Below are 20,962 nucleotides of genomic sequence, written 5' to 3'. Positions count from 1 at the left end.
CTGGCTGGCCGAACATCAGCGTCGGACGCTTTGCCTGATGCAGTCGGCACGGCAATGCCGCGTGCGCGCCTACCTGCAACAGGGGTGCGTCCGCACATCAACCTGTATGGCGTACGCTATACAAACCATGTCCTTGCAATGAGTGCGCACCTCATCGGCCAGCATCTGCTGATCTACATGAACGCCGTCGACCTTCGCTCCGTGCGCGCTTTCCTAGCTGACGGCATGGAGCTCGGCGTACTCGAGGCGCAAGGCGCGTGGCGTGTTGTGCCACACAACCTCAAGCTGCGTCAGCAGATTCTCGGGCAATCGGGCGCGCGGGCGGCGACGCAACGCTGACCTCGCTCCCAACCCGATTGAAGCCTACGTCGACGAGAAGATGAGGCAGGCGAAGAGAACCCGCAAAGCTGCGACGGAGCTCGCTCATGCGACGCGCCTGCTCGGATCGGCGCCGACTGTTCGCAGTCCCGTCGGTCCGCCCCCCCTCCCGGGACAAATACCGACACACCGGTCACACCATCAGGCGTGGATGCGCAAGCGACCACGGTCAACGAACTTAAGCCACGCATCGTGGTTCGCCCGCGAAAGCTTTTTTTTTCGATTGGTACCGGTCACGTGATTTAACTCCGCTGTTCAAGCTGGGAGGTGTGTCATGTCGCCTAAAATTCCCCGTCCGGTCGACCCATCGCTGCACCCACTCGTTACCGGCAACTATCGTCTGGCAACACCAGCGATCGAGGCATTCTATGAGCTCGTCACGCGCTGCCTGCGCTACCGCATCATGGGCGCGCTCATCTATGGGCCATCGCAGGTTGGTAAAACGAGGGCCATTGAATACGTTCGGCTGCTTCTCGCGCGTCAGTACCCGAAGATAACCACCTACCATGCGCAGTGCGAGCACAAGCCGCGGCATGCGGAGGGCCCCTTCTTCGCGATTCTGCTGGAGGCGGTGGGCGACCATGCACCACCGAGCACCGGCACCAGTTCGGCCAAACGTTCGCGCCTGTCATTGCGCATTCGCGAGGCAGCCGCGCGCTCAGGAAGCAACGCCGTGCTCATGTTCCTCGACGAGGCCCAAAGGCTCAATGAAAATGAATACGAGTGGCTGCGTGACGTGCATGATGTGCTTGACCGCCAGCAGATCAAGCTCTTCACGTTTCTCGTCGGGCAGGAGGAACTGCTCGCGCAAAAGACCGCCTTGCAGCTCGCAGGCAAGACGCAGATCGTTGCTCGGCTCATGGTCGACGAACTCGCGTTCTACGGTATCCGTAATGCCCAGGACGTCGCCACGTGCCTGAACGGTTACGATCAGACCGCCTACCCGGAGCGCACGCCCTGGAGCTTCACACGCTTTTACATACCCGAGGCGCTTGACGCCGGCTATCGCCTGGTAAGCGACGCGCGCCAGTTGTGGCAGACGTTCAAGGCTGCGCATCACAAGGCGAGCTTGCCCGGCAACCTCGATCTGCCGATGGAGTCGTTTGTCCGCGCCGTCGAGACTTTCCTCAAGGAAAGCGAGATCACAGATGCGCCGGGTTACTGCCCTGAGCCAGCATTGTGGACCCACGCTGTTCATCATTGCGGCTATATTCAGTCCCGCCATGCAACCGGACGCGTGCTCGCAACCGCCTAGCTGCGAAGTGCTCGAGGCAGTGCGCCCCCCTATTCTGACAGTTGACGAATGGCAGCAAGGCGGGCGGCCACGCTGCGGGTTCAATCCTGATTGGCTCATGCCGGGCGAATCCCTCGTCTCGATTCTGTGGAAATTTGCCTGCGCAAACGCACTGCCAGGTGATGTGCTGATGCGCCTGTTGTGCCCCGACGCTGATCCACTTGAAGGAGTGGTCCCACTACGAAGCGCGATCGATTTCAATAAACTTCGGCGACTGTTGCGCCTACCATCAAACTCGCTGTGCATATCGTTGCTCGACAGGACCTCGGGTGATCGGTATCACACGGCGTTCAGGTATTGCCGGCAGTGCGCCGCTCACGGCTACCATAGTGTGCTGCATCAGCTCGCGGAGGAACCTCGTTGCGCGGCCCATCGGCAAAGACTCCGGACGCGATGTCCGCAATGTCACCGGGAGAGTCCGTTCATTATCAACATTAGCGTCATCGAAGCGCCATTCCGCTGCGTCTGGTGTCGTTCACATTTCTGCTATGGGCTCCTCCCTGTCCGTTCGACCATGCAGGCGATGCGACGGCAGGACCGGCTCGCGATCCAGGAGCGAGTGCTTCTACGACTAGGCGCTGATACCCCGGGCATGGCTAACAGAAATCGCCCCGGTTCGGTGCCATCCGCGGAGTAACAATCCACCCTCTCTTTTGACAAACCGTTTGTGGCGAAGCTAGTGGAAGGGCTTGCGGCCAATGACAGTTAGTTGCACTGCACAGCGCCGCGCCACAGGAAAGCAGCGATGAGCGCGAGACCGTTCGTGAGCACGAAATAGCTCGCGCCGGCGATGGGGTGCACATTGAGCCAGATTAGGCGACCGTCCAAGTCCTTGAGGGAAGATGGTCCGCCGACGAGAAGCCGAACAACATCGCCCAGTTCAATCTCGTATCCGCCGGCACGGCGACGACAGCGCCGGCGGCATTAAATAGCGCAGCACCCAGCAGCGCTTTGAGAACCACCGCGCTGAACGGAGTGTGATAAAAGGTGCGAACTTCGTTTCGGTGGAAGAATTGCCGGAAGAGGAAGCCGGGAAGAACGACGATGAACAGAACTAGGGCCGGAAACGCTACATTCATGCGCCCGATCCGGCCACGCGGACCCGTCTGGGCTGATAGCGCACAGCGTTACCCTTGGAATCCCGAACCGCGATTTCCACGTCGCTGGGTTTCGGCATGTGTGCGCGCAATCGCCGTCGCGCCTTGGCGACGGTGGGCGCTTCCGGCCGCCGGAGCGTCGCACACGTCTAGGCGTGCTGCGCTTCCGCCCGCGGCCAGGGTGCGACAGAGCTTGCGCGACAGGGCCCTGCCAGCGACGCCGGTCTCCCGAAAAACACGCGCACTCCGCTGGGGGCTCACACGTGTCGCCTCGTGGCCGCCGCCGCCGCACAGCCGGATACCTCGCGCAGAACCGGTGAAGTCACAGGTTATGGGACAGAGTACCCGGAAACGAAGGGACGGATAGCGACAACCAGGCCCCCTTCTTTTGGCAAATCGCTCGCACGACCAAAGTTGTTACCGCTGTTGCGCAAAATTTCCCGGCGACCCTTGTCGCTCAAGGCCGAGGGGCCAACTCCGTTTCGACCAAAGTTGTCTCTACTGGCTGCCGCCCGGTCAACTAAAGTTGTGCTCGGGTTTCGTCCGATGTTGCAACGCGATGGGCGGCCCGGCAACCAGAAATCGTCACTGCACGTGAGTTCGGAATGGGTCCGGCGCACTGGACGCCAAACCGCGCACGCCGTGACCAGTCCGTCGGTAGTAACCAAATTAGTTGGCAACTTGTAACAGATTTAGTTGCGTGACCGGCCGGGGCAAAGTGTCCAGAAACGAAGGGTATGAAAGCCACAACTTTCATACTCTTGCAGCCCAAGGGGAGGCGTGCGAGCGATCTTCTTCCTGTTGACTCGCAAATCTTGGTGCATCAGCCGACAGGTGAACCCGTGGATGACCCTTCATCAGTCTCCTGTTGAGCGGGTCCCGGGACCTGCGACCGAGCGACGCTGTTCGAGTTCGGCGCGAGTCCGCTCGAGTTCGGCAACGATCAAAGTTTCATCGGGCAACACCGTCTGGTATTCGGCCGCAAGAATCTTGTTCGGCAGGTTGTCGAGTGCATAGCGCGCCTCGGCCGCACCTTTCTCGGCACACAATATCAGCCCGACCGGCGGATTTTCGTCAGGCTTGACCCAGTGCTCGCGCGCGTAATTCAGATAGAGGTGCATCTGGCCGGCATCCGCATAGCTGAACTTGCCCACCTTCAGGTCGATGATCACCAGGCATCGCAAGCGCCGATGGAAGAAGACCAGGTCGACGCGAAACCAGGTGTCGTCGATTCTCAGCCGCCGCTGCCGGCCGACAAACGCGAAGTCGTCGCCGAGTTCGAGCAGGAAGTCCGTCAGGCGCTCGATCAGCGCGGCCTCAAGGTCCGACTCCGAATACTCGTCTTTGAGATCAAGAAACTCGAGGACAAACGGATCGCGGATCGCCTCCTCAGGTGTCAGCATCCTTCCCGGCCCGGCATCGGCTGCCTTTCGGAGAAGGGCGGTCTTGTTCCGTGACAGCGCGAGCCGTTCATAGAGCTGGCTGCCGATCTGACGGTCGAGCTGCCGCACGGACCAGCCTTCGCGCAGAGCCTCTGTTTGGTAAAAGGTCCGAGCTTCAGCGGTTTTCACGGAGAGGAGGCGAACATAGGCGGACCACGGCAGCGGAAACGCCCGTGCGATGGCGCTGAACTCGAGTCCGTTCTTCGCAGCCAGACTGGAAATCGATTGCCCTGCGGACAGTGCAGACAGCGTCTGCACCATTAAAGCGTCAGTCGATTGTGCAGACAGTGTCTGCACAATCTGGTCGACGGGCCACGCCAGATAGAAAGCTCGCATCTGGGCGAGGTTGCGGCCGCCGAAACCTCGGCCGAACCTCCCCGAAAGATCGGTACCCAGCCGTCGAATCAACGCCTCGCCGTAGGTGGCGCGCTCTGCTCCGCCCTGCTCAAACTCGACAATGCGCCGCCCGATCGCCCAGTAGCTCGCGGTCATTATCGCGTTGACATTGCGCGCCGCAGCCGCTCGTGTCGCCGCAACGACGTCCGCGATGTCCTGCTGAAGATCTGCGTACACAAACGGCTCGATCCAGTCTTGCGTCATGACTCTTCCAACACATAGTCTAGTGCCCGGTCGACGCTCTTTAGCCGCTGTCGGCGGCCGCCACGTCGACGGGTTCATGTTTGGGCCCCAATTGCGAGATCAACCCGGCACCGTAGCGCCTCGCCGGCGCCCCTGGGAATACCGGTTATGGACGTGTCGCAGGGCTCCGAGGCTGCGATCGCGAGATCTAAGCGGAGACACCGCGTAGAGAAATCGCCGCAACCGGCAACCGGAGCAGTCACAAGTTCGCGGATGCTCGCTCGCGACAACCGTCCTGGTCAACACTGTCCGACCGGATGATCCGTTTCAGGCGCCGTTAACGGCGTCCTTAAACGCCTTGCCTGCGGTGAACTTCACCGTCTTTGCCGCGGAAATCTGGATTTCGGCACCGGTCACAGGGTTCCGGCCAACGCGCGCAGCCCGCGCCCTTGTCGAAAACGCCCCGAACCCGATCAGTTGCACGGTATCGCCCTTCCTCACGGTTGCCGTGATGGTGCCGATCAGCGCATCGAGCGTTTCGGCGGTCTCGGTCTTCGTGGAGCCCGTCTTCGCCGCGACGACATCGATCAGTTCCTGTTTGTTCATTGTCTTTTCTGCGACGGTGGTGGAGTGAGGTTCCCACCCTACCCGATCGGCATGTGTGCGCGCAATCGCCGTCGCGCCTTGGCGACGGTGGGCGCATCCGGCCGCCGGAACGTCCCACACGTCCGGGCGTGCGGCCGCTTCCGCCCACGGGCGTGGTTCGTCGAATCTTACAGCGAAAGGACCCAGCCAGCGACGTGAGTCTCGGGGGAAACGAGCGCACTCAGCGCGACGCCCTCCGGTGGCGCCCTTGTGTCCGCCGCCGGCCTCACAGCTGGCTACCTCGGGCGGCAAACCGGTGGAGTCGCCGGCTCCTCGGACACGAGGTCCAGAAACGAAGGGTCGGATAGCCCCAACTACCCGCCCCTTCACTTTTGCCAGTTGAGCCGGTTCGCACGCGTCGAGTTTTACTGAGCGCTCGCCGCCTTGCAGTCCGGTCTAGTGATGAAGAAGACGCCCTCTCGAGCTGCGTGACCGGCCGAAGCCGTTCCTACACGACATGCTAGGCATCCGAGCATCCAGCGCAAGCTATGGCGCCGGAATTTCATCGTCGGAGTCTTACATCGCATAGTGCAGCGAGGCACTCATTGGGGTCGTTCGTAAGCACATCGAGCACAGCGCACGCCGCACTTTCGTCCCTCAAGGAGCCTGCCGAGTTCGCGCGAGCCACTCGTTTGAAGGGCTGAGTTGTCGTCCAAGTTACGGGGGGTGGACAGAAGATGTAAAACCTTTCGGTAAATGCGTGCAAGACGAAGGGAACTTGCAAGATGCGTGGCACCGATGGTGGATCATGACGTCGATTGGGGCAGCCGGCCAATGCGGCGATCCATCAGATCGCGAGGTGCAGTGAGGGCACTTGTCCGCCCGCCGGTCAGTTCGCGGCACGCTGCGAGGGGGTCTCTCGCAGCGCGTCTCCAGCGCGGACGGGTGCGCCAATCCCTCGATCCATTCGATGCCTTCTTTTTCTCGTGAGCGGGTCGGGATTTAGCACATTGACGCTGCCCTCGGTTCTTCCCTACGCGCCAACGTCTTCACGCCCCGTGACGAAGCGGCGAACTTTTCGACTGACGGGCAGCAGGCTGTGCAGAAAAACCAGCGCTTATGCTCACCGGTACAGCGCCCCGAGCAATCGATCGCGGACGAATGCGGCAGGTGGAAATCGGCTCCTTGTCGAGACCATGGTCGGCCGGCTTCAGTTTCGACACGATCGCTCCAGCGAAGACAGCGCGTCGACACGCAATCACTTCCGCTACAAATCACGTAATGATCACTACAGCATGACCTCAGCATCAACAAGCTGCTCATTCCGCCGACGAAGTGCCGCCATTTTTTCCGCGTCGCTGCGAAACTCTCGTGAAACAAATGTTCATAATGGCCGCAAAGCCCTGCCTGACGTGCTTTCCCGCGATGTCTAAAATTTCTCCGAGTGTTTCACGCGCCGTTGCGACGTGCAACCGCTTGGTTTGCGAACGCGGCGACCGGCCATGCTGAGAAAGCGGCAATGATTAGATATCCGAAGCATTCTGTCGAACCGTTATCCGGCAGTTACCCATCGTTCAGGATCCGGATCGGGGGTCTGCTTCGAGGCTCCGAGATTAGAAGAACTGATTCTATACATCAGCATGGTGGAAGGTCGAACTAGAGCTGACCATTGAATGTTCAACGCCCATCAAATGGCGAGCCGCTGTTCGTGATTGTCTAGGTACGAGGACATCGTTCACAGGTCATGGTTAAGGTTTCGGCTTGCTCGGGGTCAAGTCGGGCATCGCAATGATTGTAGAACCTGACTGATCAGGTGGTCTTGGCATCTCCTCGGCGTGGCGGCCATTCATAACCGCTTGAATGCAATCGGCAGGCGCAGCTGGTGGCCCAGGAAACACACGAGGTCATTCGAATTGACCTTGAGGATATCCTCCGCGGCGGCGCACTCCGACTCGGGCAGTGTCGGCGGCAGGCGGGGGGGGCGAGGTCTATTAACGCGTGAGGAGCGCAGCCATGCCCAACGTTTCGTGCCGTCGCTCGTTGTTGCGCACATGACGCCAACGCTCCAGTTCCCGCTCCACGCGTGCATTGTTGGTCAACGCGTGCTGCAGCAAGACGTCGGCGTTCAGCGAGCGATGCGACCGTTCATCCTTGCCATTGATCTGCAAGTGGTAAGCGCGGCGGTAGCTCACGTCAATTCCCAACCCGATCAGCCGCACGGCCAACTCGACGAGTTATCCCGGCGCGGTGGGCGAGCCCATGCCGCGTCGTGGTCCGTTTGATGCACGAAACGTCTCTTCACGGGACCAGCAACTGTAAGCCTGGCGGCCCTCATTTGAGCGCTTTGCATTGGCCGCTCTTGCGCTCGGAACTTGCGGCTACCCGTCTCGCTCGCTGTTTTCGAAGGCAAAGGTATTCTCAGGTCCCGCTCCTGATGCGAGCGAATATGCGCGCCTGCCGCGGTTGGTTTTCCCCGGAACATCGTAGCCTCTTGCGACGGCAACAAGGTGCAACTGCGCAAACCTTCGGTGATTACCCGTACCATCCACGCGTCTGCATCAAAGTCCGGCGCCTATCAACCGATCCACAAATGGTCTCGCTCTCCCTGGACTTAACTGATCATGTTGCTGGCGGCGGGATGGCTTCTGCGAAGGGAGCCGTAGCGATGGGGTGGGTGGCCCTAACGGGACGTGCTTGCAAGAGGGACCAACCGTGCAGCCGTGCGAGTTGCGTGAGTTGGCGAGGCGCAGTCAGCTGCTGTGGAAAGAGACCAAGCGAACGCAAGGCACACATCAGGGCCAACGGGACACCCATCAAAACAGGAACGAAAACCCGCCTACACCCCAGCGTCTATTGCGCCCATAGGATCGCGGCAATTGCGTTCGTGTTTGCAGTCTCTCGGCGCGATTCGGGTCGGGGCCGGAGATTTCACCAACTGAAAGCAGCGACTTTCCGCAGCGATACTCTCACGTCCTTATCAAGCACTCAGTGCTGGACGAAGGAGCGACAATTATCGCGGGAAATCATCCGACGCTGCCTCACGAGGCGCATCAAACGCCGATGGGACTTCGGCGTTTGCTAGGTACTGCCGGGCCGCAACCTTGCCGTGCGAGCACCGATATCCTCTTCGCACTTGCGTTAGGCAGCCGTCGTCCAGTCTCGCGGTTTTAGCGATCGAGTGTCACTTGATCATGGGAACTCGGACAGTGCAATATGCGCGCGCCGGCATGGCCCCTCAGCCGGAAAGAGCGCGCTTAAACCGGTGATACGTCCGGGTAACTGTTCCTTAGTGTCCGCGGCACGCGGCCGTCTCACAGGGGACGTGCAGTTTCCTTGTGCGGCGTATTCGTTCTTATGTTTTCGTTCTCCCTCGCCCTGCCGGTCGGGCGTGCTTGAGTGGACGAGGTTTCCATGTTCCTACTCGGAACCCGCGCCGGCAGCCGCGGCGGCGTGTGAGTCAAAGGGGCCCCGCTTGAGATGTCGTTCTTCGTGGGCACTGCGCGCAGCGCGACGCAAGGCCGTGAGTCGCTGCGGGTCGGCTGTGCCCGACCGGTCGAGTCCTCAGGGTTTCGACCAGAAGCATCCGCCGTCAATGGCGACGCCCAGCGACGAAGCACGGTACGCCTACGTGAATTCACTGTGGCGCGTGCACGAGGCGCGCTTCGAAACTACCAGCCTCGCGTCACGCTGCCGGGCGGCGTGCTCGATCGCAGGACGGTCCACTGTTCTACTAGGAACACGCGCCGGCAGCGGCATGCAATGAAGCACAGTGAGCCTTCGTGCATATGTGTCCGTTGTGCGTCGTTTATCCCGTGCGCTCCTCCACCTGCGGCCCGGCGTGGCGCAGCGGTTGGCGGCCATCGATTGTCGCAGCGTTCAGTGTTCCTACTAGGAACACGGGCCTTCAGTGGCACCGGCCTGCGCCGAAGCCGGGGCACGCGCGTGAGACACTGCGCGCGGCCATCATTTCGGACTGCAGCCCGACTAGTGGGTGTCGCGCGGCCGGTTTAGCGCGCCGTGACCTGAAGGAGTTCCTAGTAGGAACACCCGCAAGGCGAAACCCAAGCTGCAGCCGCACGGCCCTAACACAACAACGATCCAAATAGGCCGCCGTTGGCCGATTCGTCGTAGCATGGGCCCTCCTATGCGAAATACGGAGACACGGCAGCAGCGGATGGCGCGCCCAGCGTCCAGTGGAAGAGTTGGGGCCGCAGGCACCGCGGTCACGTGAACGCTGCGCGCTACGGATCGTTAGCCTGGTTCCTGCGAGCATCAAACAGTGCCGCGCCGTCCAAGCAGTCCGCTTCACCCGCTAAAAAACCCCATTACTAGTAACCGCGCACGCGACAACAACGCATGTGCCCTATGTCGCGCATGGCGCACGACTGCGAAATCGCGGTGAAGGGCTCGCATCGTCGACACCCGTCACATGTCCTGTTCCTACTAGGAACACGCAAAAAAAAAAGCCCCTCCGGAGAGGGGCTTCGAAGCCACGACCTCTGACTACGATCGCGGAATATCCCCAAAAAGCTCGTTGATCACCGACCGAATCCGTTCCTCCTGGGCTTCGGTGAGGATGGCGCTCTTCAACTTGACCGTGAAGCTGACCGAGTCTTTCGTTATGCTGCCCGCGTGAGCCTTACCCGCATATACCTTATGGATATCCCGGTTCGTGGTCGCCGGCACGGTTCCGCGCCGTAGCATCGAGCCCTCAAGAAGTTTCGCGAACTTGCTTTGTTCAACGCTACCGCTGACGAGCTGCTTCCAAAGCTCACCAGCGACCTCATGCGCCGGCGGACCAAACTTTTTCAACACCGTGTTGGTGTCGCTAGCGGCGTTACCGCTAAAAAGCGCTGGACTACGTTCCAGATCTTCGAGCATGAACGGGGGAAGATTCTCGAACGCCATGTAGCGATAAAGCGAGCTCCGACTCAAGCCCATCTCTTCAGCCATTTTCTTCCGGTCCGGAAACTCCTTCTCAGCACGTCGCATCGCCTTCCCGATCTCGTAGTCGGTCAAATCTTCCCGGCTGATATTTTCGGTCAGCGCCATGACGGCCATGTCCGCGTCGCTGACCTCGACGACAATCGCCTTGATGTCGTCCCGTTTCAGCAGCTGGTGCGCGCGCCAACGACGCTCGCCGGCGATCAGTTCGAAATACTCTTCGCCGACTTGCAACGTGATACGCCGGACCAGAACTGGCTGCATCAAGCCTACTTCCTTGATGCTTTCCGCGAGCTCACGAAGTTTGGCCTCAGCGAACCTTGTCCGCGGTTGCCACGGGTTCGGCCGAATCTTGCTGACAGGTAAGACGCTCTGAGCCCCTTGCGCTTCCAGTTCAGCAATTCGTTGTTCAGCCTGACTAAGCTTAGTCATCAAGCCAATGCCCGTCTTCGGGCGATTGTCCGCTGCCGGCTCTACGACTTGTCGCTCGGCCGCCGGCACCAGATTCTGTGTGTTTGCCTTGAGGCGCTCGCGCATGTTCATTCTGCGGTCCCCCACTTGTTGGCGTAGAAGTCGTCCATCCAGCGGCAGTATTCTTCCAGCGGCTCGCGTATCCGGGCAAGCGTCTTGTTGCCGCCCTCCCATTTCGATACGTCAAACACTGTCGATAACCCCACAGCGCCCGTGCTCATCACCGAACTTGCCGGCACTTCGGTCTGGCTCATCCAGTGACCGTAGGCCGCTTGCACCCAGCTGCGAACGATCGGCGCAGAGGAGGTCGAGCTATTGTCAACGCGCGAAAGAAGGACACTGACAAAGTCAAACTTCTTGTCACTGTCGCCGCCTTCTCTGAACGCCGGCGTCATGTCATTGAACAGGCTCCAGAAAGAAACGGAACTGATGAAATCCAAACTTTCCGGGACGAGCGGCATCACCATGCTGTCGGCGGCCATAAGTCCGTTGATCGTCAGGTACGACAGCGACGGTGCGGTGTCGAGAATGATGTAGTCGTACTTGCCGCGCAGCGGCGCCAAGCCATCACGAAGAATGGACCAAAACTTATACCCCTTCACGGTCTTCACTTGCGAGGGGATCCAGAACTCGGCTGCGAAAAGCGTAGGGTGAGCGGGAATCACGTCGATCCCGTCCCAGTAGGTCGGCTGCACGACGTCCTCGAGCCTAGCTTCGTTCGGTTGGTAGATGAAAGGCAGGACCGTGTCATCCTCGCCCAACATTTTTTCCGCATACAGGCCGCACAACTCAGTCAGCGACGCCTGCGGATCCAAGTCGACCAACAGCACCCGGCGACCTCGTAGGCTGAGCCCTTGCGCAATACACATCGTCGTGGTGGTCTTGCAACTGCCCCCCTTGAAGTTCGACGTGACGACGATCCGCCCCTCTGCCTCGCCTTTCTCGATCAACGGCGACCGCTTAATGGGAGCTACTTGCTGAACCCATGCGCGGACCTCGGCTAGACTGAAATTGCGGCTACGGCCATTGCCCTGAACCTCGCCGACGGGAAGCGTGCTGCCTTCGCGGGTCGCCAAGTAGTGAAGTCGCGCACGGTCGATACCGCACATCTCAGCAAGCTGCGTCGATGTAAAGGTCGGCGCATGTTTGCGCGGATTGGGCGTCAAAATGTCCTTGCGTAAATCGCGCGTGAGCTGGTCGAGCTTCTTGGACAGCTCCTCCACTCCGTCAAGAGTCACCGTCCTGTTCAGTTCCGGAAATTCACTCTTCACTAGCATATTCAACGATCCCCTCGAAATTTGTGATGTTGCGTAGAATAAGCGATGGGACGCAAAACTTCATCTTTTACTTTAAATTCCGGGCGAAAAATCGGCGCGTTAGAAGGCCTTAAGAAGGCCTCGGGACGCTGGGTGGAGGCCAAACCATCAGCGGAATCGCTGTGCCCGCCACAGGCTTCTAAACCCTCAGGGCGAGCTTCGCGCCAAACGGCGCCGCGCACGTTGGGCCGCCGAGTCGGTTCTTGCAGGGAAAGGCGCAAGGAAACGGGGCGCGAATGGCTTCCGGTACTTCTGCCAATAGGCAAAGTCACAAAAATTGTTGCCTTATCGGGTACCGGGCCAAAGGTCACCAAAATTGTTGGCTTTTTAAGGCCGCCGACGGGCCAAAGTCACTAGGTTTGGCCCGAGTTGCGCATACGGCGAGAGGTCCCCACAGCGCCGGAGCGTTCAACCCCACAATTTTGGTGACTTTGGTCCGCCTCCGATTAACCTCATTACAATCTCGGTGACCTTGCAGAAAGGCACTGCTCTTGTCCGAAGGCGGCGCCGCGGGCGAATTTTCTTTAATAGCATCAATCGGTTAGCACGCTTTTGCGCCCGTCCCTACACGGATGAGGCTACCAACGCGCCGTCATCCGCTAACACACCGGAACCGCGCAGGCTCATTCCTTCACCCGAAGGATACAATTTCGGTGACCTTGGCCCGTTCAAAACGACCGCCGATCCCACAATTTTGGTGACTTTGCCTGACCGTATTAACGTTCGGACGGGCGGAGCGCCACAAATTTGGTGACCTTTTCCTTCTTGATGTGCCTAAGCATCGGAATGCTCGACACGTTCCCCGGCCTTGCAGCGCCAACAGGACGACGATCCTACAATTTTTGTGACCTTTCCCGAGACCAACTCCCCGCTCACGCCGTCCAGCCGGGCTGTCAGCCCATCTCCACAATTTCAGTGACCTTCGGAACAATTTTGGTGACCTTCGGATACCGCGGATCAGCACCGACCACAAATTCGGTGACGTATCAGTCGTGCACAGTGACCTTGCCTCACAATTTCAGTACCCATCCGGGGCTTATGAGTGACTTTGCCGCGCTAACTACTTGATTCCTTTAGCCCAGGCATCTGCTTGGTTTGTATGTTTTGTTTTCATAAAGACACTAACTACCAAACCATCGCGAGAGGTCGCACCGTCGACATGCGGAAACCTCAATTCACGCAAAACCTCAAGAACCCCCCGAATGCAAAAGGTCACCAAAATTGTGCTATCGCCGGCATTGAGGAGCCCTCATGCCATCCAGGCCTACGCCCGGGCATCCACCCGTACACCTATTGGGCGAATGATAAGACGGTATCAGCGAGGCAAAGTCACCGAAAATGTTTTGACATTTCGACCTTACCAGGTCACTCTCCCGCCCAGACGACTTGGAGAGGGTATGGATACTGCGGCGCATCAACTGGCTCTGGCTTTGTTTGAAGACTACACCGCTAGAGGCGAAAGCATTGTTGCCGCCCCGCATGATCTCGGTTTTCGACGAAGCAACGCGTTCGTCAAAATCGTCGACCTCAGCCTCGCGGCTCGCCGGCTGGTCGACGTTGCATACTTTCTCGTCGCCGATGATCCAGAGATCCGCAAGGAATATCGCGTCGACTTCGGGCTCTTTAAATGGTTAATGTGCACCACGAGCGAAAACAGACGACATCTGACCAAGCTGATACGCGAAGCCCAAAAGGCTGCGATCGAATTGACTGAAATCGACGTCGCCGATCCCACCAAAGAACGCTGGGGTTCAGTTCCGTTAATGGGGCCAGCATTCGTCGACGACGGTGAGTTCACCTTTGAATTGGCGGAGCGGCTGCAACGCGCCATTAAAAATCCGAGTGCATCGCACTTTCTCAGTCTGAGATACGTATTCAAGTCGATTCACTCGAAAGTTCTCTACGACCGACTTCAGCCTTACATGGAGGACGGAATCACGCCATGGTTCGAGGTCACTGCAATGCGAGCCTTGATGGGTTGTGAGACCAAGACCTACGATCTTTTCAAACACTTCCGCAGCAAGGTGCTTGAGGTCGCGATGACGGAAATCCTCGAAGTTACAGGCATCCGTATCGACATGCTCACGCAAAACGTTCCAGGGTCCAAGCGCATCGGCCAGTTACGCTTCCGGTTGCAAGGACAGCGACACGGCGATGAACAGAAAACGGCGCTCATCGTTCTGAAATCGCTGTACGACACACTGCGCACGGAGTTCGCGCTTAACAGGGCTGAGTTCAATGAGATCATCGCCAATCGGTCGACATACACCGATGACCGGATCAAGCAGGCCATCGAATATACTCGCCACATGGCTGCCCGAGGGAAGGTTAAGGTGCGCGCTGGCGGCTATTTCATGAAGGCGCTACGCGAGGATTATCTATTGGGTACGATTGACAAGGACATCCATCAGCAGGCCTTGGCACTCGAGTCAGCCCAGCAGGTAGCGCGACAGGACGCATTCACTCGAGAAGCCGAGGTGAGCGCTGCGGACGCAGACAAAAAACAGAAAGAAGTGTCACTGGGATGGGAGCACTACAACGCGCTCGTCCCAGAAGAACAAGCTAGCATAGCTGCAGAATTCGCGACCAGCCCCGGAGCGATACTGATTGCAAAAATGATCAAGACCGATCCCATGGATTTGCTCACGCAGCTCACGGATCCCAAGGTGTACAGCGCATTCGGATCCTTCGTCGCCGCAAAGCGATTGCCGAAAGCACGGGCCGCGCGAGTGTCTCGTCGCCCAGTCGTTGTCGACTAGATTTAAGCTGTGCGAATTACAGAGATTGTTGCAAATGCTTCTATGCCGTTTTCTTCACGTGGCGAATTCGAGGCTCTGGTAGAAGACGCGAACTCCGGCACGTGTCGAAGATGTTCGACAAGGATGTCGTCAACGCGAACTAATTCCCGGGAATCGGGCGGCGAGACCTGACACGCCTCCAATATGTTCGAATCGTCCAGACTTCGCTCCCTCCGTACAAGCGCCGCTGCATTCCTGCTCGGGGAGGTACCGGCAATTTCTTCTTCCCGTCGAACTTCCCAATCACAGCGTTAAAAACCGCTTCCAGTTGCGCTAACAGGTCCAGCAACGGATAGGTTTGTTTCAGGGTGTCAAGCCTTCAGGTCGCAGCAGAACATCGGTCATGGCTCAGAAAATGATCGCCGCCAGTCTGTTTCTGTTCAGTTGAAAACCTTCGTGCGGCACGGACATGGCCGGTTCGCAAATCATGAGACCGTTGGTATTCGCGATGCCATGCCTTCGGCGCATTCTTTGTCGGGTAACCCGTGTGCCTGATGGTCGCCCTGATGCGCTTGCCCAACTGCAGATAAAGCTGAACTGCTCGAATGCGGTCTTGGTATGAGTACACGGACTACCTCTAGGTAGTCCAGGATTGTCCGTAATCCCGCGGGTCAGGCTTCCGCGCAAATCAACAAACCTTAACGGTTTCGAACGGGTTCTCTACAAGGTATTGATCTGAGACCAGATCGTCGATGCACTTCCTCAGTGTTGCAAATGCTTTCCGGCGGCTCTCGTATGAGAGGGGTCCACGGAAGGGACGCCAAGTCGGTTCCTCGCGCGAGCGCCGCCCCTTCATTACCCAGACCGAGCGCGGTTGAGGATCCACGACAAACTGGTTGATGTACTCGTCTGCATCGGTGACATCAATGCTCGACAGTGGCTTTCCCTTCGCGATAATCGCCCACAGCAGCAAACGCTCTACCTCGTTTTGGTACCTGTTCCTCGTCGTTGGGTTCCCATAATTAGACAGCCAATGTTCCAGCGCAGATTGATCGTCGGGAGCGACAGCAGGAGGCCTCGCAGTGCCACGGTTCGAGCCTACGGAGCCGGACAAGTGCGGAGGTGTTGAGAGGCGAGAAAGGGGGACCGGCCTGTTGAGTCTCCGTTGCTGCTCAACGAGATAGTGCCGGCGCGGATCTACGGATGGCTCAACGACGCGGCTGGTTGCTCTCGCAACGCTATTCGCCTTCGCCAAGCGGCCTGCGAACTCGACATTCAGACAGCCCACAAGTATTTCAAGTCGCGATTCGCTCTCAGGATCCGACGCGTCGAGATGTAACTCCACGAATATGCCGCCCGGTTTGCCGCCTTTCCGGGGAACACGTCGCACCTTGGCCCGGAGCGTCGGTCAACGCAACGGTCACCACGTTTGGTGGCCGGCGCTTGCGAATCTGTTCAACCCACGACCCGGACTCCTTCGCATGCGCAGCCGCACTATTTGAGTATCCATATCTGCAACAGCGATGTGCCGGGCGCCCCCAGCGTATTAACTTTCTTCCGGTTTCGTTCCGGGTGTTGTATTCGCCGAATGATATGGCATAGTGCGGCTCATCATCTAATGCAAAGGAAAGCAACCTATGGCAACGCTGGAATCCATTCAGGAAAAAATCAAAAAGCTCGAGGCCCAGGCGGCCGCGGTAGCCACTCAAGCCTCTGCCAAAGTGATTGCGCAAATCCGGGGCCTCATGGATCAGCACGCCCTGACCGTTGCTGATATTGAAGCGTCGGTGGCCAAGCGTCGCGGTCGCAAACCTGGCGCCAGTTCGTCGGCAAAGCCGCGAGCATCGGCTGCGAAATACGTCGACCCAAAGTCGGGCGCGACCTGGACTGGGCACGGTCGGGCTCCCGCGTGGATAGCTAAGGCGAGAGACCGCAGCAGGTTCCTGATTGCGGGGACGACAGAGAACTCGACCGCGGCTGCAAATAAAGCGCCGAAAACCGGGAAGACTGGCCAAGCGACGCAGGCTCCGATGTATCAGGATCCCAAAACGGGCGCGACGTGGAGCGGTCGTGGTCGGGCACCGGGGTGGATCGCCAGCGCAAAGGATCGGACAAAGTTCCTGACCGCGACAACCGCGAAGCCGGCCGGCACTCCGAAGACGAGCGCAGGCAAAGCAGTCCCCTCCGGCAACACGGTTGCAAGAAAGCCGGCCGGCAAGAGGTCGACAACAGCGAAACCGGTGACCAGGAAAATTCCTGTAAAAAAAGCCGCTGCACCCGCGAAAAAAAACAGCCGCAGGACTGTTGGTATTGCAAGGGCAAAGCCACCTGTATTGCGCAAGCCCCGTGCCGCGAAAAGCGCCGCGAAGTCGGTAGCTCAGGTCGAAGGCGTTTCACCGCAAGCGGCGTCCGAGGTCGTGAGTACGTCTGCCGAAGCATAAGTATGAGGACGGGCTGCAAGCAGGTCTTGGCAGCCCTAAACCGTCAATGCACTGACCGAGGTCTCTTTGGCATGGCCAGCGTGTGAGCGATGTGATGGAAGGATCGCAACGGGAATGCCGGGCCTCGAGGACTACAGAATCCGGAGGTTGCGAATTCCGATTGTCGACGAGCGCTCGATGATGAGGTTGGCGATGTACTCGGGCAGCAATGCGCGCGGACGTTCGCAGGAATATCGCTCACGAGCTGGGATGGGACCTGAACGATGAAGTGGTCTGGAGACGAAGCAAGGCTGTGTTCGTAACTGATGCGCATTTCCATATCTTTTCGTTAGAGCGACGTGTCCATCGGGGCCTTCAGCCTACTCAGGTGCTAAAGGAGCGGGCTCCAAAGACAGTGTAACGGGTTAGCCCTTGAGAAACCCGATTGCCGTTTGCAGATATCGTGGTTGTGTGCGCTGCCGCGCATCGCCCGCATGCGGCGAGGGTTCCCACTGGGACGCGCTATTCGTATCCAGTGTAGTTCCGACCACGTCAACAGCGAAAAAAGATGAGTGATGAAAATATCGTGAAGCTCGCGCTGCGGCACATCTGGTTTCCGGAGTAAAAATCCGATGGGAACCGATGGGCTCCACAGATTCATATGACCGCATCAGGACAGACTCCGCGAGGCGACGGGAGTGCGCGAGCGACGGGAAACCCGACTATGCCGGGAAAGGGGAACCGGCGTCAGTCGCAACGGGATCGAGAGCGGATCTGCCGCGGACGGCCCGCGCCGCTTCACGATATCGACCGTCAGACCGTCAGCTGAAGGCTTGATAGCCAGGCGCAGCAGCGCCGCCGACGCATCCTGAAGGGTAGCGAGTGGCCGCACCATGAAGAAAAGCGTCTCGGACGACTGCGCGGCCAGATGCAGCCGCCAGAGCAAGGCTGACTGGATGTGTTGGGCCCAGAAGAGAAGCGCGCCGCAGCTGCCGATGGATAGAAGATGGTGAGACGCAGGGTCTCACGTGCGCAACGATCGGCTTCGAACCGGTAGGTTTATCTGCATCGTCCGGAATTTTACGAGCAACGAGCGCATACGGTGAAGGCTCAGCATCACTTGCTGATCTTCTGTCTTGGCAGCAGTGCACATGTCGGGTTGCTGCACTGCCGTCCAGATGGCCCGGGCGTCCGCCGCGTCGGACTTGTTCGTTTGCACGAAAGGTCGATTGAATTGGGCATGCAATAGCACAACTTCGTGACCTAGCGCCCGGAGCTTACGCGCCCACCAGTGAGCACTTCCGCACGCCTCGAGGGCGATTCGACCCGCGGGTCGCTTCGCTAGGAACGCAATCAGGTCGTCGCGTCCGAACCGCCGATTTGCGACCTCGCCGGTCTGGGCGTCCACCCAGTACAGCTGGAACACCCGCTTTGCAATGTCGAGTCCATATGTCGTAGCATCCATCTGGGGCCTCCGTTCCTCAAGTGGTTGAGTCGCAACTCCACCTTGGCACACTGATGCCGTTCGGTCCTAGGGGCCCTCCAGCGTGCCCACTTCCCCGGAGGGAGGGCGGTGTCCATTCCATCCCGGTCGCTAACCGATATTCCGAGCATTCCGGCAACCCGGTCGCCCGTTCACCTTCAACCGAAATCGCTGTCACGTTCGCCGAAATACGCAGGCACAGGCTTCCATGACTACGCTGCACGGTTGCAAAGTGATGAAGAGCTCGACCAGTTGCTTGCGGCTCACCTTCCTGAGAAACACGGCTTTACCGTGCCGATCGTATCCGTGAAGGTGAAAAGAATGCTTGCCCAGATCAATCGCAACCAGCGTGACTTCTTGCATGATGGCTTCTCCGCGTGAGGAAATACTCCGCGAGCGTAACCCGCTCGTGGGGGGGCGGGGGTGGCCATCTCATTACTCTGTCGACTGCTTTCTGATTTTCGTCACACGCGCTGTCATGCCGCTTCACTTTCGCAAGTTGACAGTGCCCCAGCAGGTTACCACACGCGTTGATGATCAACTAACTCAAGCGGCATTGACAGGACGACCGGGTGCGGCTTGGTGTTTTCTGAACAAACGTTTATTGAGGTGCGCTCTTATAGGCTCTTCGACGAATTTTGCCAGCAGCGCGGCGGTCGCAATCGAAAGGCATGCGGCGAACATTGCTGTTCTGACGATATGAAGATCGCTATGCGGTATATATGCAAATACCAAGCGCCCTATCGGAAAATGCACGCAATAAAGTGGATACGAGAGCCAGCCTAGGAACGAGCAGATTTTCGCAATAATTTTTTCGCTCGGATTAAGCATGGCACCCCGGTAGACAAGTGCGGGAGCCATGAATAACAAAACCGCTAGCGAGTACGTCCCCTTAATTGATGTCGGGAACGCGACAATCAATAAAAAAGCGAGAAACAGTATTTTATCATTTTTAATGAATCTAACAAGGAACCAATGCGGCTTAGCTGGAATTTTGGTGTCATACATCTTTCGAATAATAACCCCGAGAGAGAAACCATAGCCAACCCTAAAAAAACCACCAATGAAATTATCTGCGGACCAGCCTTGATTGAAATTCATAGCCATTTTATGGTCGTTGATATTTATCAGGATTCCGTAAATCACAAATGCAATAAGGCATGCGTATGCCATTCTTAATAGCTGCTGCTCCCCAAGCCTGATTGCCGCAATTAAGATAACACTGGCAAACATTTCAAAAAATAACGACCAGACCGGCGGATTCAATGGGAATAGGCCCGGGTCGTTGTTTGTAGGGAGATTCTGATTGACGGTGTCGACGAAGCCCGCCACTGAAAAATGGCCGAGGTAGGGGATGAGAAGATAATTTTGACCTGATGCCGATGCCAAATTCCCTAACGATAACGTGGTGTTTTCGTTAATTTTCATTACGATTAAACTCACAACTCCGATCGTAAGTCCAATAAATACCATCGGATATAGACGTATCAATCTCCGTTTCAAATATTCGACTTTCCATGATTCTTTACTCAACTTTTCGCCATACGAGTGTGTGAGAATGAATCCGCTTATTATAAAAAATATGTCCACAGAGAGATATGCACTCTGTAGCATTGGGATTGACAGATCCTGCAAGAAATGCATGAGCATAACGCTTATTGCGGCAATGCCTCGCAGCCCATCTAGAATTTCAAACTTCTGATTGTGGTTAGTCATCGGGCTGAGCAGCTCCGGGAGAAGGTTGATCTTTCAGATCGATCACTATTTAAGATGATCGAGGTCGGTAGAACCTATCGGTGAGGAATCGCGAATCCCACATGTCGCCTAGCATGGTGCAGCAACCGAGATATGTGCTGTATGGCGACGGCAAGTACTCCGCTCAGGTCCCGCATGCGATTCGTTTTACTCGAATGTGCGCTGATTCAGTGTGTCTCACCTTACCGTACTCTGAAAAATCATGATGCGATGCGACAGTAAGCGGTCTGGAGTCGTAGCGCCACGCGAACTGATGATCTAATGGAGGAAAGTTGGGGGTTATAATGCGTTTCACGAGCGGGGATCGAATTCCTGCGGTCCCATCGTAGGCCCGGATTGAGCTTGCCCCCGAAAAACGAATCTCTTGCTGAGCGGTAAACTCACGCAAGGAGAAAACATTGATGACAAGCAAGGCAAAGCGAGCGCAGTACACGCTCGAGTTCAAGCTGGAAGCCGTGCG

The 20,962-nt window shown here is 57.9% G+C and carries 11 protein-coding genes and 3 pseudogenes; 4 read left to right on the top strand and 10 right to left on the bottom strand.

Annotated elements, in window-relative coordinates:
* Window positions 1-138: 138 nt before the first annotated feature.
* Both LJ656_RS33540 and LJ656_RS33535 read left to right on the top strand, forming a co-directional pair.
* Window positions 139-339, top strand: coding sequence for a hypothetical protein (locus LJ656_RS33540; RefSeq protein ID WP_230513739.1), 201 nt, complete (start codon window positions 139-141; stop codon window positions 337-339).
* Window positions 340-652: 313 nt separating this feature from the next.
* Window positions 653-1,633: an AAA family ATPase gene (locus LJ656_RS33535; RefSeq protein ID WP_230513738.1), complete on the top strand. Its 981-nt coding sequence runs from the start codon at window positions 653-655 to the stop codon at window positions 1,631-1,633.
* Window positions 1,634-2,484: 851 nt separating this feature from the next.
* On the opposite strand, the gene LJ656_RS33530 is transcribed toward LJ656_RS33535, so the two are convergent.
* The 6 genes from LJ656_RS33530 to LJ656_RS33505 all read right to left on the bottom strand — a co-directional run bounded on the left by LJ656_RS33530 (window position 2,485) and on the right by LJ656_RS33505 (window position 12,067).
* Window positions 2,485-2,751, bottom strand: a complete 267-nt coding sequence (locus LJ656_RS33530; RefSeq protein WP_230513737.1) for a hypothetical protein — start codon at window positions 2,749-2,751, stop codon at window positions 2,485-2,487.
* An 875-nt stretch (window positions 2,752-3,626) separates the two neighbouring features.
* Window positions 3,627-4,811 (bottom strand): PDDEXK nuclease domain-containing protein, encoded by a 1,185-nt coding sequence (locus tag LJ656_RS33525; protein ID WP_230513736.1) that lies wholly within the window; start codon window positions 4,809-4,811, stop codon window positions 3,627-3,629.
* A 306-nt stretch (window positions 4,812-5,117) separates the two neighbouring features.
* A complete protein-coding gene (locus tag LJ656_RS34930) occupies window positions 5,118-5,516 on the bottom strand; it encodes an HU family DNA-binding protein (RefSeq protein WP_329958924.1) in 399 nt (132 codons plus the stop codon).
* Window positions 5,517-7,366: 1,850 nt separating this feature from the next.
* Window positions 7,367-7,594 carry an integrase core domain-containing protein gene (locus LJ656_RS33515; RefSeq protein ID WP_230513734.1) on the bottom strand — a complete coding sequence of 76 codons (228 nt, stop codon included), beginning with the start codon at window positions 7,592-7,594 and terminating at the stop codon, window positions 7,367-7,369.
* A gap of 2,284 nt (window positions 7,595-9,878) precedes the next feature.
* Window positions 9,879-10,862, bottom strand: a complete 984-nt coding sequence (locus tag LJ656_RS33510) for a ParB/RepB/Spo0J family partition protein (protein ID WP_230513733.1) — start codon at window positions 10,860-10,862, stop codon at window positions 9,879-9,881.
* Window positions 10,859-12,067, bottom strand: coding sequence for a ParA family protein (locus LJ656_RS33505; RefSeq protein WP_230513732.1), 1,209 nt, complete (start codon window positions 12,065-12,067; stop codon window positions 10,859-10,861). The genes LJ656_RS33510 and LJ656_RS33505 overlap by 4 nt, the downstream gene beginning before the upstream one ends.
* A 1,436-nt stretch (window positions 12,068-13,503) precedes the next feature.
* Between LJ656_RS33505 and LJ656_RS33500 the strand changes: the two genes are divergently transcribed.
* Window positions 13,504-14,865 carry a replication initiation protein gene (locus tag LJ656_RS33500; RefSeq protein ID WP_230513731.1) on the top strand — a complete coding sequence of 454 codons (1,362 nt, stop codon included), beginning with the start codon at window positions 13,504-13,506 and terminating at the stop codon, window positions 14,863-14,865.
* 361 nt (window positions 14,866-15,226) lie between these two features.
* On the opposite strand, the pseudogene LJ656_RS33495 reads toward LJ656_RS33500, so the two are convergent.
* Window positions 15,227-15,472, bottom strand: a pseudogene (locus tag LJ656_RS33495) (IS3 family transposase); the annotation flags it as partial.
* 1,009 nt (window positions 15,473-16,481) lie between these two features.
* Here LJ656_RS33495 and LJ656_RS33490 point away from each other — a divergent pair.
* Complete coding sequence (locus tag LJ656_RS33490) at window positions 16,482-17,285, top strand: H-NS histone family protein (RefSeq protein WP_230513730.1); 804 nt, start codon at window positions 16,482-16,484, stop codon at window positions 17,283-17,285.
* Between the two features lie 1,036 nt (window positions 17,286-18,321).
* Here the strand turns inward: LJ656_RS33490 and LJ656_RS33475 are convergent.
* The 3 genes and pseudogenes from LJ656_RS33475 to LJ656_RS33465 form a co-directional block, all read right to left on the bottom strand.
* A pseudogene (locus LJ656_RS33475) lies at window positions 18,322-18,729 on the bottom strand (IS110 family transposase); the annotation flags it as partial.
* Between the two features lie 213 nt (window positions 18,730-18,942).
* Window positions 18,943-19,110 (bottom strand): annotated as a pseudogene (locus LJ656_RS33470) (IS110 family transposase); the annotation flags it as partial.
* Window positions 19,111-19,293: 183 nt separating this feature from the next.
* The gene (locus tag LJ656_RS33465) at window positions 19,294-20,463 is read right to left on the bottom strand and encodes an acyltransferase family protein (RefSeq protein WP_268998879.1); all 1,170 of its coding nucleotides are present in this window, start codon (window positions 20,461-20,463) and stop codon (window positions 19,294-19,296) included.
* Window positions 20,464-20,962 lie beyond the last annotated feature (499 nt).

This window comes from Paraburkholderia sejongensis (genome assembly GCF_020880815.1).
Lineage (GTDB): Bacteria > Pseudomonadota > Gammaproteobacteria > Burkholderiales > Burkholderiaceae > Paraburkholderia > Paraburkholderia sejongensis.
Note: the sequence above shows the minus strand (reverse complement) of the source record. Positions and strands in the feature narration are given on the sequence as shown.